Origin of the sequence: Rhodopila sp. (assembly GCF_965277165.1) — a bacterium.
GTDB lineage: Bacteria > Pseudomonadota > Alphaproteobacteria > Acetobacterales > Acetobacteraceae > Rhodopila.
This window is the reverse complement of sequence record NZ_CBDICE010000005.1, coordinates 1,849,196-1,866,491: the sequence shown is the minus strand read 5'-3', so window position 1 is coordinate 1,866,491 and position 17,296 is coordinate 1,849,196. Positions and strand designations below refer to the sequence as shown.

The 17,296-nt window shown below is 65.2% G+C and carries 14 protein-coding genes; 5 read left to right on the top strand and 9 right to left on the bottom strand.

What is annotated here, in order from left to right:
* Positions 1 to 60 precede the first annotated feature (60 nt).
* From ACQY4Y_RS09285 to ACQY4Y_RS09270, 4 genes are all read left to right on the top strand, one after another.
* Complete coding sequence (locus tag ACQY4Y_RS09285) at positions 61 to 1,386, top strand: dihydroorotase (RefSeq protein ID WP_428490261.1); 1,326 nt, start codon at positions 61 to 63, stop codon at positions 1,384 to 1,386.
* A 76-nt stretch (positions 1,387 to 1,462) separates the two neighbouring features.
* Complete coding sequence (locus tag ACQY4Y_RS09280; protein ID WP_428490260.1) at positions 1,463 to 2,779, top strand: FAD-dependent oxidoreductase; 1,317 nt, start codon at positions 1,463 to 1,465, stop codon at positions 2,777 to 2,779.
* Between the two features lie 83 nt (positions 2,780 to 2,862).
* A complete protein-coding gene (locus tag ACQY4Y_RS09275; protein WP_428490259.1) occupies positions 2,863 to 3,900 on the top strand; it encodes an amidohydrolase family protein in 1,038 nt (345 codons plus the stop codon).
* A gap of 57 nt (positions 3,901 to 3,957) precedes the next feature.
* On the top strand, positions 3,958 to 4,827 hold the full coding sequence (locus tag ACQY4Y_RS09270) for an MBL fold metallo-hydrolase (protein ID WP_428490258.1): 870 nt from the start codon (positions 3,958 to 3,960) through the stop codon (positions 4,825 to 4,827).
* Between the two features lie 17 nt (positions 4,828 to 4,844).
* Here ACQY4Y_RS09270 and ACQY4Y_RS09265 read toward each other — a convergent pair whose 3' ends face one another.
* From ACQY4Y_RS09265 to ACQY4Y_RS09245, 5 genes are all read right to left on the bottom strand, one after another.
* Entirely contained in the window at positions 4,845 to 5,711 is an 867-nt protein-coding gene (locus tag ACQY4Y_RS09265; RefSeq protein ID WP_428490257.1) for a hydroxyacid dehydrogenase, read from the bottom strand.
* A 211-nt stretch (positions 5,712 to 5,922) separates the two neighbouring features.
* A complete protein-coding gene (locus ACQY4Y_RS09260; RefSeq protein WP_428490256.1) occupies positions 5,923 to 7,161 on the bottom strand; it encodes a UDP-galactopyranose mutase in 1,239 nt (412 codons plus the stop codon).
* A 79-nt stretch (positions 7,162 to 7,240) separates the two neighbouring features.
* Positions 7,241 to 8,839 carry an OPT/YSL family transporter gene (locus ACQY4Y_RS09255; RefSeq protein WP_428490255.1) on the bottom strand — a complete coding sequence of 533 codons (1,599 nt, stop codon included), beginning with the start codon at positions 8,837 to 8,839 and terminating at the stop codon, positions 7,241 to 7,243.
* Positions 8,836 to 9,501 (bottom strand): AroM family protein, encoded by a 666-nt coding sequence (locus ACQY4Y_RS09250; protein WP_428490254.1) that lies wholly within the window; start codon positions 9,499 to 9,501, stop codon positions 8,836 to 8,838. The genes ACQY4Y_RS09255 and ACQY4Y_RS09250 overlap by 4 nt, the downstream gene beginning before the upstream one ends.
* 150 nt (positions 9,502 to 9,651) lie before the next feature.
* Positions 9,652 to 10,731, bottom strand: coding sequence for an alcohol dehydrogenase catalytic domain-containing protein (locus tag ACQY4Y_RS09245; RefSeq protein WP_428490253.1), 1,080 nt, complete (start codon positions 10,729 to 10,731; stop codon positions 9,652 to 9,654).
* A 160-nt stretch (positions 10,732 to 10,891) separates the two neighbouring features.
* Between ACQY4Y_RS09245 and ACQY4Y_RS09240 the strand changes: the two genes are divergently transcribed.
* Positions 10,892 to 11,668 (top strand): helix-turn-helix transcriptional regulator, encoded by a 777-nt coding sequence (locus tag ACQY4Y_RS09240; protein WP_428490252.1) that lies wholly within the window; start codon positions 10,892 to 10,894, stop codon positions 11,666 to 11,668.
* A gap of 178 nt (positions 11,669 to 11,846) precedes the next feature.
* Here ACQY4Y_RS09240 and ACQY4Y_RS09235 read toward each other — a convergent pair whose 3' ends face one another.
* The 4 genes from ACQY4Y_RS09235 to ACQY4Y_RS09220 all read right to left on the bottom strand — a co-directional run bounded on the left by ACQY4Y_RS09235 (position 11,847) and on the right by ACQY4Y_RS09220 (position 17,286).
* Entirely contained in the window at positions 11,847 to 12,293 is a 447-nt protein-coding gene (locus ACQY4Y_RS09235) for a hypothetical protein (protein ID WP_428490251.1), read from the bottom strand.
* A 564-nt stretch (positions 12,294 to 12,857) separates the two neighbouring features.
* Positions 12,858 to 14,444, bottom strand: a complete 1,587-nt coding sequence (gene purH, locus ACQY4Y_RS09230; protein WP_428490250.1) for a bifunctional phosphoribosylaminoimidazolecarboxamide formyltransferase/IMP cyclohydrolase — start codon at positions 14,442 to 14,444, stop codon at positions 12,858 to 12,860.
* A 39-nt stretch (positions 14,445 to 14,483) separates the two neighbouring features.
* Entirely contained in the window at positions 14,484 to 15,590 is a 1,107-nt protein-coding gene (locus ACQY4Y_RS09225) for a glycosyltransferase family 4 protein (RefSeq protein ID WP_428490249.1), read from the bottom strand.
* Between the two features lie 136 nt (positions 15,591 to 15,726).
* Positions 15,727 to 17,286, bottom strand: coding sequence for a heparinase II/III family protein (locus ACQY4Y_RS09220; protein WP_428490248.1), 1,560 nt, complete (start codon positions 17,284 to 17,286; stop codon positions 15,727 to 15,729).
* Positions 17,287 to 17,296: the final 10 nt, after the last annotated feature.

The window sequence follows — 17,296 nt, the reverse complement described above, 5'->3', positions numbered from 1 at the left end:
CCGAGTGACCAATCGGGCGCAACGGTGCTAACACGGTTCGGCATCGAGAAAGGATCACCGATGGCGGCGCACTACGATCTGTTGATTCGCAACGGCACCTGCTTGCTGCCCTGGGGTTCGGAACAGATCGACGTCGGAGTACGCGGAGGAAAAATCGCCTCGCTGGGCGTCGGCTCGGATGGCACCGCCGACAACACACTGGACGCCACCGGCCTGCATGTGCTGCCCGGCTTGATCGATCCCCACGTGCATCTGCGCGATCCTGGTGACAAAGCGGTCGAAACCATTCCCACCGGCACCAAAGGCGCCGTGCTCGGAGGCCTTACGACCGTGTTCGACATGCCGAACACCAGCCCGTCCATTACGGACAAGGATCGATTGACCTGGAAACAAGACTACGTCCAGCAGGTCGCCTGGTGCGACATGGGACTCTATGTCGGCGGCACCAAGACCAACATCGCCGCGCTGGCTTCATTGGAAGTGGGCAACGGTGTCTGCGGCATAAAGATCTTCGCCGGCAGTTCGACCGGCGACCTGATGATCGAGGACGATGATCATCTGGAACAAGCCATGCGCGCCGGGCGCCGGCGGATCGCCTTCCATAGCGAGGACGAATACCGCCTGCAGGCGCGCAAGCCAATGTTCAAGTCCGGCGATCCCTATGCCAACCACATGGTCTGGCGCGACGAGGAGTGCGCCTTCCTCGGCACCCGGCGGCTGATGGCGCTGGCGCGCAAGACCGGGCGTTCGGCGCACATCCTGCACGTTTCCACCGCGCAGGAATTGGACTACCTGAAAGACTACCGCGACATCGCGACATGCGAGGTTCTGGTCAACCATCTGACCCAGGTCGCGCCGGACTGCTACGAGCGACTGGAGGGCTTCGGCGTCATGAACCCGCCTATCCGCGGCCAACAGCACCTGGACGCCGCCTGGAAAGCGATCAGCGACGGCACGGTGGATACCGTCGGGTCCGACCACGCGCCGCATCCGCGCGACAAGAAGCTGCTGCCCTGGCCGGACTGCCCCGCCGGCCTGACCGGGGTGCAGACCCTGGTGCCGATCATGCTGGACCACGTCAATGCCGGCCGTCTGTCGCTGGCGCGCATGGTCGATCTGATGTGCGCCGGACCCGCCAGGGTTTATGGCGTGCTCGGCAAGGGACGCCTGGCCGCCGGCTACGATGGAGACTTCACCCTGGTCGACATGAAACGCCGCCGGCGCATCGAGGAATCCTGGATCGCCGCACCGTGCGGATGGACCCCGTTCGCCGGGATGCAGATCACCGGCTGGCCGGTGGCGACCATCGTACGCGGCCAAATCGTCATGCGTGATGACGAAGTGCTGGGCTCGCCATCCGGCAGACTGGTGAACTTCCGCGGGTGACTCCGCCGCACCAGGCACGGGCTGCGCCAATACACCACGCGCGGCCCGCGCGAACACATGACGCGCGACCCGCGCGATGACGAAGCGAACTGGGGCCGTTGATCTGCTGATCGTCGGTGCTGGGCCGGCCGGGCTGGGTGCCGCGGTAGAGGCCGCCGAACATGGAATTTCGGTGATGCTGCTGGATGAGAACACCGCGCCCGGCGGCCGCGTCTGGCAGGCATTGGAAGCCCGCGGCGCCAAGGACGCCGAGGACGCGGCGGCCCTCTCCCTGATCGGGCGATTTCGCGGCAGTGCGGTGGACGCGCGGTGGAATGCCACGCTGTGGGCGATCGAGCCCGACGGCCAGGCCTTCTGGTCCGACACCGACGGCGCGCATTCCCTGTCGGCCAAGACCATACTGCTTGCCACCGGCGCCACCGAACGGCCGTTACCGATCCGCGGCTGGACGCTTCCGGGCGTGATGACGGTCGGCGCCGCGCAGATTGCGCTGAAGACCGGCGGCCTGCTGCCCGATACAAGCACCTGGTTGGCAGGCCAGGGTCCGCTGCTGTGGCTCTATGCCACGCAGGTGCTGGAAGCGGGCGGCCGGATCGCCGGTGTGATCGACCTTTCCAATGGGTTCGCGCCGCTGCGAGCGCTGAAGCACATCTCCCTGAACGCGCTGCCGGAGATCCGTCGCGGCCTCGCTTGGCGGCGTCTGTCGCAGGCCGGTGTCCGCTGGGTCGCGGCATCCGACATCCGGGCCGAGGGCGAGACCGCACTGCAAGCGGTCTCGTTCCGGACCACCCAAGGCTGGCAAACCGAAACCGCCAACACGCTGCTGCTGCACGATGGCGTCATTCCGTCTGTGCAAGTATCCCGAGCGGTTGGGTGCGTCCATACATGGAGCTATACGCAACATTGCTGGCAACCGATGCTGGACCGATCGGGTCGGACCTCGGTGCCCGGGATTCTGATCGCCGGCGATGGCGCAGGCGTCGGCGGCGCCGCGGCGGCGGTATTGTCCGGACGCATCGCGGTTCTGGGTTTGATCGGCGGCGATGCCTCCGCGTTGGACGCCCAACGGCGGCGGTGCCTGGCGGCGCGGCCGCTGCTGGACCGGCTGTTTGCGCCCCTGTCCGTGCGGTTGGAGGACGACACCCTGGTCTGCCGTTGCGAGGAGGTCACCGCCGGCGCCGTGCGGCTCGCGGCCCGTTCCGGTTGCCCGGGGATGAATCAGCTCAAGGCCTACACCCGCTGTGGCATGGGACCATGCCAGGGCCGCATGTGCGCGCCTGTGGCGATCGAAGTGCTGGCCCAGGCGCGAGGTGTCCCGGTTTCCGCCATCGAGCCGCTGCGGGCACGGTTCCCCACCAAGCCGGTCAGCGTCGGGGCCCTGACCAGCCTATGATCGACCAGCCTTTGACCGCTGCTCTTGGCAGTCCGCGCCCGGCGGGAAAGAATGCGGAAACCGATAAAAGGAAACGCCCAACCATGAGCAGCACATCTACCCCGAGCCCGTATTTGCCCGTGCGCGAAGACTGGCTGGCGCGCCGCAGCGAGCCCATCCTCGACCCGGCGCTGCCGATCATCGATCCGCATCACCACCTGTGGGAGCGGTCCGACTGGCGTTACATGCTGGACGATCTACTGGCGGATACGAACAGCGGCCACAACATCGTCGGCACGGTGTTCGTCCAGTGCCGGTCGATGCACCGCGCATCGGGCCCCGAGGCATTCAGGCCGGTCGGAGAGACCGAATTCGTCAACGGCGTCGCGGCCATGAGCGCATCCGGCGGCTATGGGCCTTCGAGGATCTGTGCCGGCATCGTCGGCCACGTCGATCTGCGCAACGGCGATCAATCACGCCAGGTGCTGGAGGCCCATATTCGCGCCGGAGGCGGACGATTCCGCGGCATCCGGCACATTACGGCTTACGACCCCGATCCGACCCTGATGAACCCGGCCTATGCGCCCCCGCCACAGCTGATGTACGACGAGACGTTCCGCAACGGATTTGCCTGCCTGGCGCCGCTCAATCTGTCGTTCGATGCATGGTTGTATCATCCTCAGATCGCCGATGTGACCGCGCTGGCACAAGCATTCCCCGGCACGCCGATATGCCTTAACCACGTTGGTGGCCCGCTGGCGATCGGTTCCTATGCGGGCAAACGCGCCGAGATTCTCGCCGAGTGGTCGAAGTCGATCCGAGAGCTGGCGGCCTGCCCGAACGTGGTGGTGAAACTCGGCGGCATGGCAATGCGGATCAACGGCTGGGATTTCCATACCAAGGCGGAACCGCCGTCATCGCAGGAACTCGCCGCCGCCTGGAAACCCTATGTCGAAACCTGCATCGAAGCATTCGGCGCAACACGCTGCATGTTCGAAAGCAACTTCCCGGTGGACAAGGGATCGTACGGCTATGCGGCGTTCTGGAATGCCTGCAAGATCCTGGCGCGGGACGCCTCCACCGCCGAGAAGACCGCGCTTTTCAGCGGCACCGCGGCACGCTTCTACCGCCTGGAGATCTGATTCCATCTTCGGGATGTGCGTCGAGGCGCGCAAACACCTACCAGCGGGAGCGAAACAATGCGAACTCTGAAAATCGGCGACATCAGCATAACCAGCATCATTGAACGGGATGGTCCCTGGCGTAAGCCCGCCGATATGTTTCCCGCCTATGATCCCGAAGTGGCGGCCCAACACCTGAAAACGCTGGATCCCGTCGTGTTCGATCCGGTCTCCGGGATGATGTATATCACCTATCAGACGTTCGTGGTGCGAACGCCGCATCATACGATCCTGATCGACACCTGCACCGGCGAGGACAAAGGTTATCCCGCGCCGATGGATTTTCCCAAGCAGCGCTACCTGGAAGAATTCAAAGCCGCCGGGCTGTCGTTCGACAAGATCGACTATGTGTTTTGCACCCATCTGCATATCGACCATTGCGGCTGGAACACGATCTTGCGCGACGGACGTTGGGTTCCGACCTTCCCGAATGCAAAATACGTGTTCCACAAAAGCGAATACGCCGCCTGGGAGCAGGCGACGAAGCAAGACAAGCAGCCGCCGGGGAATGTCTGGCGCTTCAACTGCCTGCCGATCGTCGAAGCCGGGCAGGCCCTGTTGGTGGACGATGGCTACACCCTCGATGACACGGTCTGGCTTACCCCGACGCCGGGTCACTCACCGTGCCATTGTTGCGTGAACATCAAATCGGGCGGCCAGCACGCGGTGGTGACAGGCGATCTGATGCACCATGCGTTGCAGGTCCGCGAACCAGGCTGGTCGACCATCTTTGACTGGGACGCCAAGCAGGCCGAGGTGTCGCGGCGCCGTTTCCTGGGCGATATCGCTGGAACCGGAACGTTTGTGTTGCCGATCCACTTCCCCAGCCCCACGGTCGGACGGGTAGAGGCCACGGCAGACGCGTTCGACTACAAATTCATCGCCTGAAGATTGGCGTCCCGGCCCTACCCCTGGGGCCGGTAGCCCAAAATCCGCGCGAACCGGTCGGAGTAAACCTCCCAGACTTCGGGATTCAGCAGGCGTGAAGGCTTCTTCCCATCCAGGATATCAAGCATCTGCTCGGCCGCGATCCTGGCAATATTGTGCCGCGACTGCCGCGTGATGCCAGCCGTGTGCGGACTGACCACCACGTTGTCGAAGCCAAGCAACGGATGGTTGGAAGGCGGCGGCTCGTCTTCCCAGACGTCCAGACCGGCGCCGGCGATCTGCCGCGCCGTCAGCGCCTCCGCCAGGGCACGCTCGTCATGAATCCCGCCGCGCGCGGTCGTAATGAAATAGCTGTGCGCCTGCATCATTGCGAACTGCTCAGGCCCCATCATCCCCCTGGTTTCAGCGGTGTGCGGACAGTTGACCGATACGTAGTCGGCGACCCGCAGCATCGCTTCCAGCGTCGCGGCCTTTTCGGCGCCTTTTGCGACAATCTGCTCAGGCGTCTGATACGGGTCATAGGCAATCACCCGCATCTGAAACAATCCACGGCACAGCTCCGCCACCCTGGCGCCGACATGGCCAAGACCGATGATCCCGATCGTGCGGCCCTGCACGTCATCGCCCATGAAGTCTTGCCGCCGGTACGCGACCCCACGGCGCATCGCATGGTCGGAGACGACGATGCGCTTCGACAGCGCCAACATCATCGCCATCACATGTTCGGCCACGCCCTCTTTGTTGCCGCCCGCCTGGTTCACCACCATGACACCGGCCGCCGTGGCGTCGGCCAAACTCACCGTATCGAAGCCGGCGCCGTTGGTCGAAAGCACCAGCAGACTGGGACAACGGGCCAGCAGCGGCGCATAGCCTTGCAGCGCCATCGCCAGTTCCTGCCGGCTGCTGCCGATCTGGTAGGCATGCGCCTGTGTCAGCACCGGTTCGACGTCATGGTTCGGAGAATCGTTGACCAGTTTGTCCACGTGGATGTCCGGGCGCCTGGCCAGGATATCGAGATAAATCTGCGCGGAAACGTTGTTTACGTAGAACACCCGCTTGGTATTCGGCGCCATCGGTGGCCTTTCGCTGCCTCGGTTACGGCCCGGCAGATAGCCCGATGTTGCGCTTATAGGCAAACCGACCGCGCGGTTCGCTGACCGATGACGACAGCCCAGACGTCGGCCCTCGGTCATTAGACCCCAAGGCCCGTTGCCGTCCGACCCAATCCGATACGTGCGCCAGCGATTGATTGATGACCTGATGCATGTCGAGATACTGGTAGGTTCCACAGCGACCGATGAAGCTGACATTCGCGACCTCGGCCGCGAGCGCCTTGTATCGACTGTACAGCGCCTGATACCGCCCGTCGGAGGTCTTCACGGGATAATATCGTTCATCGCCGTTTTCGGAGAAGTCGCAAGGTTCCTCTCGCGTAATCGTTTTGCTCAGACCTTGACGGACAACGTGGCCTTGTATCCGGGTCCAGTCAGTCTCCCGCGTCAACGGGCTGGGGTCGGTGAAGTTGATTGTCGCGGCCGACCCGCGGCCGTGATCAAACGGGACAGTGTGATGGTGGAAACGTATGGATCGATAGGGAAGTCGGCCAAGCCGGTAGTCGAAAAACCCGTCGATCGGCATGCTGTTGAAACAATGCGCGTAACCCCGAAGCATCGAGGCGTCAAACGACTGGTTCAAGTGTACGCGGATAAGCGGATGGTCTAACATAACCTCGAACAGCCGTGTGTAGCCGAACTGCGGCATCACCTGGTAGCTTTCATCCGGAAAATAGCGATCCTCATTGTCGTGACGCAGTGGAATCCGCTTCACCACAGAGCTATCCAGGTCCTCGAGATCGAGGCCCCACATCTTCTTGGTATAGGGGCGAAAAAACAGATCCGACAATACCACGCCGATATTCGCCGCAAGGTATTCGGCGGCATTGGCCGGATCGGCGATTTTCACAGCCTGCGTCCGCAGAAAGGCGCTGACCGACTCACTGTCGTTCAGCCCCAGACCAAAAACATCATTGATGGTCGCTCGGTTGATCGGCAACCCGACGCATCGTCCGTCCGGCAGCAGCGCTTGAACGCGGTGCTCATACGGGACGAACGCGCCGAACCGGGTGATCCAGTCGAACACCCTTCTGTTGGAGGTGTGGAACAGATGCGGACCGTAACGATGGATCCGAATGCCGTTGCGGTCGATCTCGTCGAAGGCATTGCCGGCGATGTGGCCGCGCTGGTCGATCATATCGACCTCCCATCCGGCGTCGGCCAATTCGCGCGCGTGCGTGGCGCCCGCGAAACCGCATCCGACAACCAGAATTCGGGTCATTTCGTAGCGTTTACAAGGTTTCCTGCGTTATCGCAACAACTTCGCGGCATCCGGTCCTCGAACGCCGGCGGCAGGCGGATCAGCGGCGCCGCGAAAAACTGCCGCCGACCGAATTGAAGAACGAAAACAGCGCGTCGCCGGCGATCACCCCGCCCGCGAACACCTCCATGATCGAGCGGCCCTCGGCACCCCGGACCGCCATCCAGGCCTGGCGGCAGACAATGCCAATCAGCACGGCCCATCCAGCCAGCGGCGCGGGGATCAGCAATCCGGTTGCGAACAGCACGCCCAACTGGCGTTGCTGGCCGCCCAACAACTGCATCAGGGCGCCGGGCACCGCCCAGAGCATCATCGAAGTTGCGGCCGGCCCGCTCAGGCCATTGTGGATCGTCGCGGCATAGACCCGGTCCACCGGGGGGATCAGGTTTCGCGCGAAATAGCCCTGCCAGGTCAAGCCGACAACCACGATTGCCACGACAAAAGCGGCCATCGCCGCATACAACTGCTGCCGACGGCCATCCATCTCGAACGCTGCGCCATGGCCGGCGCGCAGCAGGAAGCCGGCCTTCAAGTCGCAGCCCATGTCGGAGAACGCCGGCCCGGTGGCAGCGGAGAAACCCACCAGCAGCCCCAGCGCCGGTGGCGGAAAGCCGATCAGTATGCCAATCAACAAGGTGATAAGCGCCACCGCGAAGGCGGGAAACCAGCCCGAGTGCATCGCCGCCAGGCCGACGATCAGCTCGTGCACGAAGGCCGCGAAAGCGGCGTAGAGCACAAAGGCGACCAGCCAGCCGACCGACAGCTCGCTCACCAGACCGCCGGCCAGCGCGATGCCGACCGCGATGCAGGCGTAGCCGGCGAATCCCAACCCCAATGTGCCGCCGGCTCGGATCGGCGTCGCCTGCGTTTCGGACCCCGTGTCACGCCGAGCAATCGCGAGGCCGACCTGCACCAGCGCCATCAGACCGGCACCGATCATGAACCCATGCGGCACCAGCGCCGCGTTCAGGTCGCCGCCGGGGAGGATCGACCGAAATGCCGGCCCGGAAAACAGCGTCTTCGAATAGCCGCGCAGCAACAGCCCGACGCCGAACATAGTCAGCGCCCAGACATTGCCGATGAACGCAATTCCGAACGCCGACATCGGGATCCCAAACCAGGCGCCGACCGCGCCGACGCCGATGCCCGCGCCAAGCACCGCCGCCTTGCGGCCGCCTTCGTCCCCGGCCCTGATCGCCTCTGCCGCCGCCACGCCCGGCGGCCAGGCGCCGGTCGCCGGGAAAATCTTGCTGTCGAACATCCGATACAGCAGGAACCCATCCAGCAGCATCGCGCAGGCGACGCCGGCGAACATCGGCATGATCAGGTCGGGTCGCCCGAGCACGAAGGGTATCCCGATCGGCAGCAGCAGGCTGTTGGCTGCGCCGAACGTCGCCGCCGAGATCGCGCTCTGCGCCAAATTCTGCACGTGAACCGAACGGTAGCGGCGAAATAGACCCAGCGGGACGCGCGCCAGCGCGATCGCCACCAGCGCACCGACCATCGACGTGTTCGGTGTGACCCCCAAGGAAGTCAGCAGTTGCAGCCCGATGATCGCGCCGAACACCGACAGCACCACCACCAGAACCAGGATCGCCGGCTCCAGCAGCTTGGGATGGACCTCGACGTCCTGGGTCATGCAGCCAGAAGGTCGATCGCGTGCGCGACCAGCCGGCGCGACACCAGTACCGGCCGCCCGGAGGCCCGCTTCACGACCTGCCGCATCGCCTCCGTATAGCCGATGCAATGCATCACGATAAGGTCGGTATCGGCCAGCACCGCCCCGGCATTGCGCAACGCCGCCTCGGGGTCCGGACCATAAGGTGAGGCGCTGGCCGGCTTCGTCGCGATGCCGGGAATGCCGTGAAATTCACCAATCTGCGCCGCGTTCGGCAGCAGGATGCCGATCCGTTCGGCGCCGTACGCCAGACCTTGGACGAAATGATCGACCGTGTGCTGAGGCTCGATGAACGGCGTCCGCAAGCGGAACCGAGTGAACTGCCCGGTGCACAGCAGCACCAGCAGGTCGAAGCCATCGGCGTCCAGATCGGCCAGGATCGTGTGCAGACGCCGATCGATCGCTGGCTTGCCCAGCAGCACCTCGCGTCCGTCGCGCAACCGCGATACCAGACGCGGCTCGCCAGCCCGAGGCGCCAGATCGGCGATCGCCGCCGCGTCCAGCCCATCCAACGCTCCACGCTCGATCACCGTCAGTGGCGTGCGCGTCTGTGCGATGATGTCGGGCGTGACGTCGCCACGCGGCGACTGGCCGATGGTTACGAACGCGACGCGCTGAGGCATGAAGCGGTCCGGCTGGCTGTTGGCAACCTCACGTTAGCTGGCTTCTCCGACGGCAACTACCCGAAAGGACGCAAGCGCCGGACCAAGCTCCCGGACGGCGTTGTCAGCCACTGCGGCCGGATCAGGCCGAAGCATCGTCAATCGGAATGCTCAAGGCCGCAGCACGGTCAACTTGAAGGCGCCCCCATTGGCGCCGGCATGAGCGACCGCCTGGTTCGCATCGGCCAGGTCGAAGTCGGTAATTTCGAAATGGCCTAAATCCAGCAACCCCGAACGGATCAGCCCAACAAGGCGAATAACCGCCTCGGGCGGATACATCCACTGGCCGCGGATGGTGATGTTGTTCCGCATGATCCACGGGTACGGCAGTGCCAGATCGTCACCCCCCAGCATACCGACGCCGCCCATCAGCACGACCCTGCCGAATTCCCGCACCGTCATCGCCGCGGCCCGTACCGGCTTGGTGCCGGCGAACGGCGGCAGCAGGTCGAGAACGCAGTCGATCGGGCCTGGGGCCGCCTGCCTCATCCGCTGACCATCCTCCGCCTCGTCGCCAGTCAGCGTCACGGTTCTAACGCGAGGCCCGAAGCGCTGCGACAGATCCGCCAGCATCGCCTGGTTCCGGCCGGGTGCCACGACACAGCCCGCCCCCATCGCCAACGCGACGGCGACGCCGGCACTGCCGAAGTTTCCCGTGGCGCCGCTGACCAGGATGGTCTCGCCCGCCCGCAGGCCCGCCGCCAGCAGGCCGCCATACGGCACCAGCAGGTGGGTCAGTGCGCACCAGCGTCCGGCCTCGGCAGGCTCGATCGGACCGATCGGCACGGCGTTCTCGGTCGGGACCAGCATCTGTTCGGCGAACGGACCGTGGTGGAAATGCTTCTGCAGGTGCAGGCCGCCTTCACCGCGAGCGCTCCAGCCCTGCAGGGTGATGTCGGGGGACAGCGCGTCGTCACGCGACCGCACGGTCGGATCGCAGCAGACCCAGTCGCCGACGGCCAGACGGGTGGCGTCCGGCCCAACCGCCCGCACCCGTCCGATCGCCCCGCATCCGGGGGCCACCGGCAGAGTGAGCAGGTATTTTCGCGTTCCGCCGAACACCTCGCCCGCATAGGGCAGAACCGCGGTCGCGACGACGTCGACGATGACCTCGCCCGTGCCCAGGATCGGATCGGGCAAAGTGTTGATGTCCAGCGGCGATCCAAGCGCATTCAGAATTGCAGCTTTCATCTACGTGCCTTTCATGTGACCGGCGGCTATCCTGACAGAGCCGAGGCACCCATCCAGGCCTGGCATTATCCTAGGACTGCGTGGTCCCTGCCTGGCGCAGCCACCAGGTGTCCCGCGGCTCAAAGAGGCCGCATGTCCTTCCGACGCAGGAGCGAAGCTGATGGCGGAAACCAACAGAGATGCGTTCGGTGATTTCCTCAGATCGCGACGTGAGCGGCTTGACCCGAATTCTGTCGGATTTTCAGCGCTGCGGCGGCGCCGGACCCCAGGCCTGCGACGCGAGGAGGTCGCCGAACTCGCGGGCATCGGCGTCGACTGGTATATCCGGCTGGAACAGGGACGCGCCATCAGTCCGTCGGTCACCACGGTCGATGCCCTGGCACGGGCGCTGCGCCTCAACACGGCAGAGCATGCCCATCTGCGGGCACTGACACGAAACGCCGACCGCAGTCGCTTCACGCGGGAGATCGTGCCTGACCCGCTTCGTCGTCTGGTCGAGGGCCTCAATCAGCCCGCCTATATCACCGGACGCCGATGGGACGTCCTGGCGTGGAACGCGGCAGCGGCCGAAATCTTCGCCGACTTTGGCAATCTGGCGGAAGCCGACCGCAATATCCTGCTCTATATGCTGACCGACCCGGGGGCTCGGCGGCTTTTCGCGGCAACTTGGGCGACCGAGGCGAAGCGAATGGTGGCTCAGTTCCGAACGACGCATGACCTGTGGGCGGACGATCCGGCTTTTCTCGACCTGTTGCGGCGGCTCCGGGACGGCAGCACCGAGTTCGCGATATGGTGGGAGGCACACGACATCCGCGGCAGTGGGGCCGGGCAGAAACTACTGGACCACCCGAAGCGAGGCTTGCTGCGGTTCGCGTATGCGACTTTTCAGGCCAATGATGACCCGGCGCTGAAGCTGGCAATCTATACACCGGCGTAGAAGCGACCGACGGCGTTCGCCAGGCCGCCCGGCCCGCAGTCAGCAACGTTCCTGGCTCGCTTTTGGACGAGGCTGGCTAGGGCATTATCGCCTCTGGTCGACCCGATAATGCCCCGCAAGTCATTGTTTTCACAGGGAGATTCACGCTTTTGACGATGCCGCCAAAAGCGATCGCGCGCTAACCGCCACCGCCGCCACCGCCGCCCTGTCGCGCGAAATAACTCCCCAACCGCAATTTGAAGGTTTGTCCATCGCAGGCTGGCCCGGCGGCCAGGCCGTGGATGGAAATTGTGCTCAACTGCGAGGTGAATTGCCCCGTCACGCTGGCTGTCCGACCGCCAGCAACATCCGTGGCCGTGATTTGAAAGCTGTCATCGTTATTGAGCAGGCCGGACAAGGTGGCGATCCGCTGTTGCCCGTCGCCCGCCAGGAACCCATTGATCGCCCGGTGCGAGTCGACGACAAACCGCCATTCAAGACGCGGACACGCCCCGACTGGCGGAGTATAGACGCCATACCACTGCCCGATCAGAAGCTGTTCGATCATGCAACCGGGCAACAGGCTGGCAACCAGCGCGAGCAATATCCAGGCTGCGGCAGGCGCAACCGGGCGTCTTATCGACATGATCGCATGCGCTCTGGCGTCCCACTCCGCAAAGTCTCGACGACCGCTGTTGTTTGCCGACTGTCGGAGCCGGCATGGCAATCGTTGTACTCGGGCTCCGCCGTGTTGCTGCCGTAATGTCCAAATTCGGGGTGTGGACTGACAAGATGCCGGGCCAGATCGAACCCACATCGCCTTATCGGGCCCGTCCTGGCCGGATGTTCCATGCGATCGAACGCCGGCGTTCGCCCATTATGTTGGCGCATCGTCTTGGCCGTCTCCTGATTTGTCGTTGCCAGCATGTCGCGACCAACATTGGCCTCACCGTGCGTGAACCCCAGCTCAGCTAATGGCCGCACCCATCTGGTCGATATGGACGGCAACGAAATTCATCAATGGCTTCATGTCGGGCTGGCGAGGAAGCGCGTTGCCCGACTCCTGGAGCGGGGGTGCGCTGGAGCATGATCGCGGCTTCGGCGGAACTTTCGTCGTCCGAAGGACGCGCTGATCGCGCGAGGCGCGTGAAGCATGCACAAAACGTAGAGCTAGACCAACTTCAGCATGCACGGTCATGCTGAAAATGGTCTAGTGCCGGAAGTGCCGCATCCCGGTGAACACCATCGCCACCCCGGCCGCATCCGCCGCCGCGATCACCTCGGCATCCCTGATCGATCCGCCCGGCTGGATCACCGCGGTCGCGCCCGCGGCAACCACCGCCTCCAACCCATCGGCGAACGGGAAGAACGCATCCGACGCGGCCACACTGTTTTGCGTCAACCGTTCCGGCAGCCCCGCCTCCTTGGCCGCTGCCTCGCTTTTCCACGCCGCGATCCGGGCCGAGTCGAGCCGGTTCGGCTGGCCGGCACCGATGCCCACAGTCGCGCCCGCCCTGGCATGGACGATCGCGTTCGATCTGACGTGCTTGCAGACCCGGAAGGCAAACAACAGGTCAGCGGTCTCAGCATCGGTCGGGGCACGCCGGGTCACCACCCGCAGGTCAGCCGCGCCGACCCGCCCGGCATCCCGCGTCTGCGCCAGGAACCCGCCCGCCAGACTGCGGAACGTCAGGCCGTCGGCGGCCGGATCGGGCACCCCACCCGTCAACAGCAATCGCAAGGTCTTCTTCCGAGCCACAACCGCTTTCGCGGCATCATCGGCATCAGGCGCGATGATGACCTCGGTGAAGATCGCGGCGATCTTTTCCGCCGTCGCCGCATCCAGGGTCCGATTGATCGCAACGATGCCGCCGAAGGGCGATATCGGATCGCACCGAAACGCCGCGTCCCAAGCCTCCACCAGCCGCTCGGCGCTGGCCACGCCGCACGGGTTGGCGTGCTTGATGATGGCGATGGTCGGCGCCTCGAACTCCGCCACGCACTCGAACGCGGCGTCCGTATCGTTCAGATTGTTGTAGGACAGCTCCTTGCCCTGAACCTGCACCGCCGTTGCCACGCCGAACCGCCTGCCCCAGGGGTCGAATGCCGCGTAGAATGCCGCCGCCTGATGCGGGTTCTCGCCATATCGCAAGGTCTGCAAGCGCTCGCCCGATACCGTCAGCCGCTTGGGGAAAATGTCCTCCTGCTGCCCCGCGAGCCAGCCCCCGATCGCCGCGTCATAAGCCGCCGTGCGAGCATAGGCTTCCCCCGCCAGGCGACGGCGCAGCCGCAACGAGGTACCACCGGACGAAGCCAACTGCTCAAGCATTTCATCGTACTGACCCGGGTCGACCAATACAGTAACGAAGTCATGGTTCTTCGCCGCGGCACGGATCAGCGCGGGGCCGCCGATGTCGATGTTTTCGACGCAGGTGTCATAGCCGGCGTCCTTGGCGACCGCCGCCTCGAACGGATAGAGATTGACCACCACCAGATCGATCGGCGCGATCCCGTGCCGGCGCATCTGCTCCAGGTGTTCGGGCTGATCCCGGCGCCCCAGGATGCCACCATGGATTTGCGGCACCAGCGTCTTGACCCGCCCATCCATGATCTCGGGAAACCCGGTGTGTTCGGAGACCTCCTTTACCGACACCCCGGCCTCGCGAAGCGTCCTGGCCGATCCGCCGGTGGACAGGATCTCGACCCCCTGGGCCGCGACCGCCCGGGCGAACCGCACCAGGCCGGTCTTGTCGGACACCGATATCAACGCCCGGCGGATGGGAACGATGTCGATCATGGTGGCGCCCAGTCATGCTGCAACCGCGGCGGGATAAACCTACAGCCCCAGCAGGTCCAGCGTTCGTGACAGAACCTTGGCCTCGTCGTAGAATTCCAGCGCTCGCCGCCGACCGGCCTGGCCCATCCGGGCACGCAAGTCGGGCTCGCGCACCAACCGCCGAAGTGCCGAACCCAGGGCCGCCGGATCGCCCGGTGGCACCGCTAGTCCGGTTACCTCGTTCACCACCTGCTCGGCCGGTCCTCGCACATTCGTCGCGACCACCGGCAGGCCGGTCAGCATGGCTTCGATCACCGACATCGGCAGGCCCTCGAACCGGCTCGGCAGGGTGAAGATGTCGGCGGCCGCCAGCAGCGCCGCAACGTCGGTGCGATAGCCCAGCATGCGGAGCCGGCTGCCCAAGCCGGCCGCCTGCAACACCGCGGCGACGTCCACCCCTCGGTCGCTATCCAGCCGTTCTCCCACCACCCAGAGTTCGGCCTCCGGCACCGACCGCATCGCGGCGGCAAGCTCGGGATAGCCCTTGTGCCAGACCAACCGCGACACCGCGATGATAACCGCCCGATCCGTCGCCACGCCGAGCTTGCCGCGTGTGCGCGCACGCGTCGACGGGTCGGGATGAAACACCGCCGGATCGCGGCCGTTGCGCACAGCCTCGGCAAGCGGCGCGATGCGCAGACGCCGCGCGTCGCGCGCCTCAGCTTCCGAGACGGTCAGAAACACGTCGGTCACCCGCCCGGCAGCCCATTCCATGATAAGCGACAACCCGCGTCGGGGCAGCGACGAGGATGCGTGATTGAACAGGAATCCGTGGCAGGTATAAGCCGTTCGAGGCACGCCGGCGACGCGCGCGGCAATCCGGGCGAGGAAGCCGCTGATCGGCATATGGGCGTGCACGAGGTCGGGCTTTTCCGCCCGCAGGATGGCGACCAGGGACTTGAATGCCCTGATATGCTCCAACGGCGACAGACGGCGGACAAACGGGATCCCAATGACACGAAATCCCTCGGCCCGCACATCGGCCAACAACGGACCTTCGGCACAGGCCCCGACGACTTCGTGGCCCCTGGCACGCATCGCGCGCATCAGCGGCAGCAGGAAATGCCGGAGCGAAAAATCCACATTGGTGATCTCGATGACCTTCACCGGGACCTTCACCGGCGCCGGCGGCCAAGTCCATGTCGCCCGGATGCCGCGGCGGCCAGTACCACAGTCACCCGTGCCCCACACACCCGAGCCCCACCATGCCGGCGCGGCCACAACGCCGCCACAGCAGGGTTCCTCACCCCGCGCGTTCCTTGCTGAGCCCCCATTTGATGTGTTGCGGTCCGTCAGCAAAGCCGGTCAGCACAATCTGCTCGCCGCGACGGGGTTTGGCATCCCCCAAGTAGATCGTTTCTTCCAGGGTCAACTGCGCGCCATCCGCGCGCAGCCGCCAGAAAGTACCGGACTTCAAACGTAGCAGCACCGCCGCGCCATCCTGCTGCACACTCGCCTGCACATCCGGATGCAGGTGGAACCGAAGCGTGAACGGCTGCGGCTCCGGCGCCTCGATCAGGTCCTCGCCGCGGATGTCCTCGCCACTTTCCGCCATGTACAGGCGGCGACGGTGAACCGCATTGAAGGTTTTCCGCCAGCCGTCATGCGACACGTCCAGCCAATGCGCTCCTGCGGCTTCCTGGCGATGCACCTCCACCGTCTCGGGGCGCCGCCCCAGGCCGTCCGGCTTCAACTCGCTGCTGTTCAGATCACCGATCACCAAAGTCGAGTGAGCCGCGGTCGCGCGCGCCGCATCGTGCCATTCCGGCGGACCAGCCACGAATGCCCCGCAATTGACTATGACCCGCTCGCGCATGATCGACAGTTCCATCGACAACGTTCCGGCGTGGGCCAGGCGATCCAGCCCAGGCGGTGCCGGCGCGCCGCAATCGACGATCAACACGCTGCGGCCGGCCTGCATCCGATGGAAGCCGCCCTCGATCAGCGCCGAAGGACCGCGACCACCCTGCCCGGCCTGGGTCAACACCAGTTCGACCAGCGCGTGGGTCTCCTCCCGGCTGCCGTTGAACAGTGCCAGCCCGCCATCGCCGTGCCGCATCACCCGTAACGCCATCGACATGCGTTCGATCGCATGCGCCAAGACCGGCGGCGGCTGGGTCTGGGAGGTTCGCAACAGCGCGCGGATCTCGGTCAGGTCCTGCAGCGCCGACAACTGCGCCGCCGGGCTGCGTTCAGCGTGGCAGCCGTCCGGCAGGATCTGGCGGCCGATTTCCTGCGGCAGGAACCGGAGCGCCCGGGTCAGAAAACCAGACTGTTCCCGCAGCGCCACCGCGGCCGCCACCAGGCCCTTCAGCGCGGTCAGTGCGCGGGCGTCCAGTTCCTCAACCGGCAACGCCGCCGACAATCCGCGCGCATCCGACACCAGCCGGCCCATCAGCCGTTGGCGGAACGAATCGTCGGCGGTGGCGGCGAAGAACTCGTAGTGCCCAAGCCAGGCGGTTATGCGCGCGCCGACGACGTCGGGCCGATGCGCAACAGCGTCCGAAGGCGGGTTGGCGATCCACTCCGACACCAGGGCACGGGCACGCAAACGAGCGGCATCGGTGCCCAGGGCCTGCAGGTCGCGCAGCCAGGAGAAGCCATGCGCACCGGCCCGCAGTACCGCGGAACCACCAATCAGTTGCCACCCGCCTTGCCGCAGCGGCTGCACCGCGCCGCCAAACTGCAACTCGCCCTTGATCAACTGCGCGCCCCGATTGGGGTCGCCGGGCCACGGGTCGCGCACCGACAACGCCGGAGCGTCAGGCACCCGCCCCATCCGCAGGCTGGGCAGCCTTGCCATGGCTCTGCGC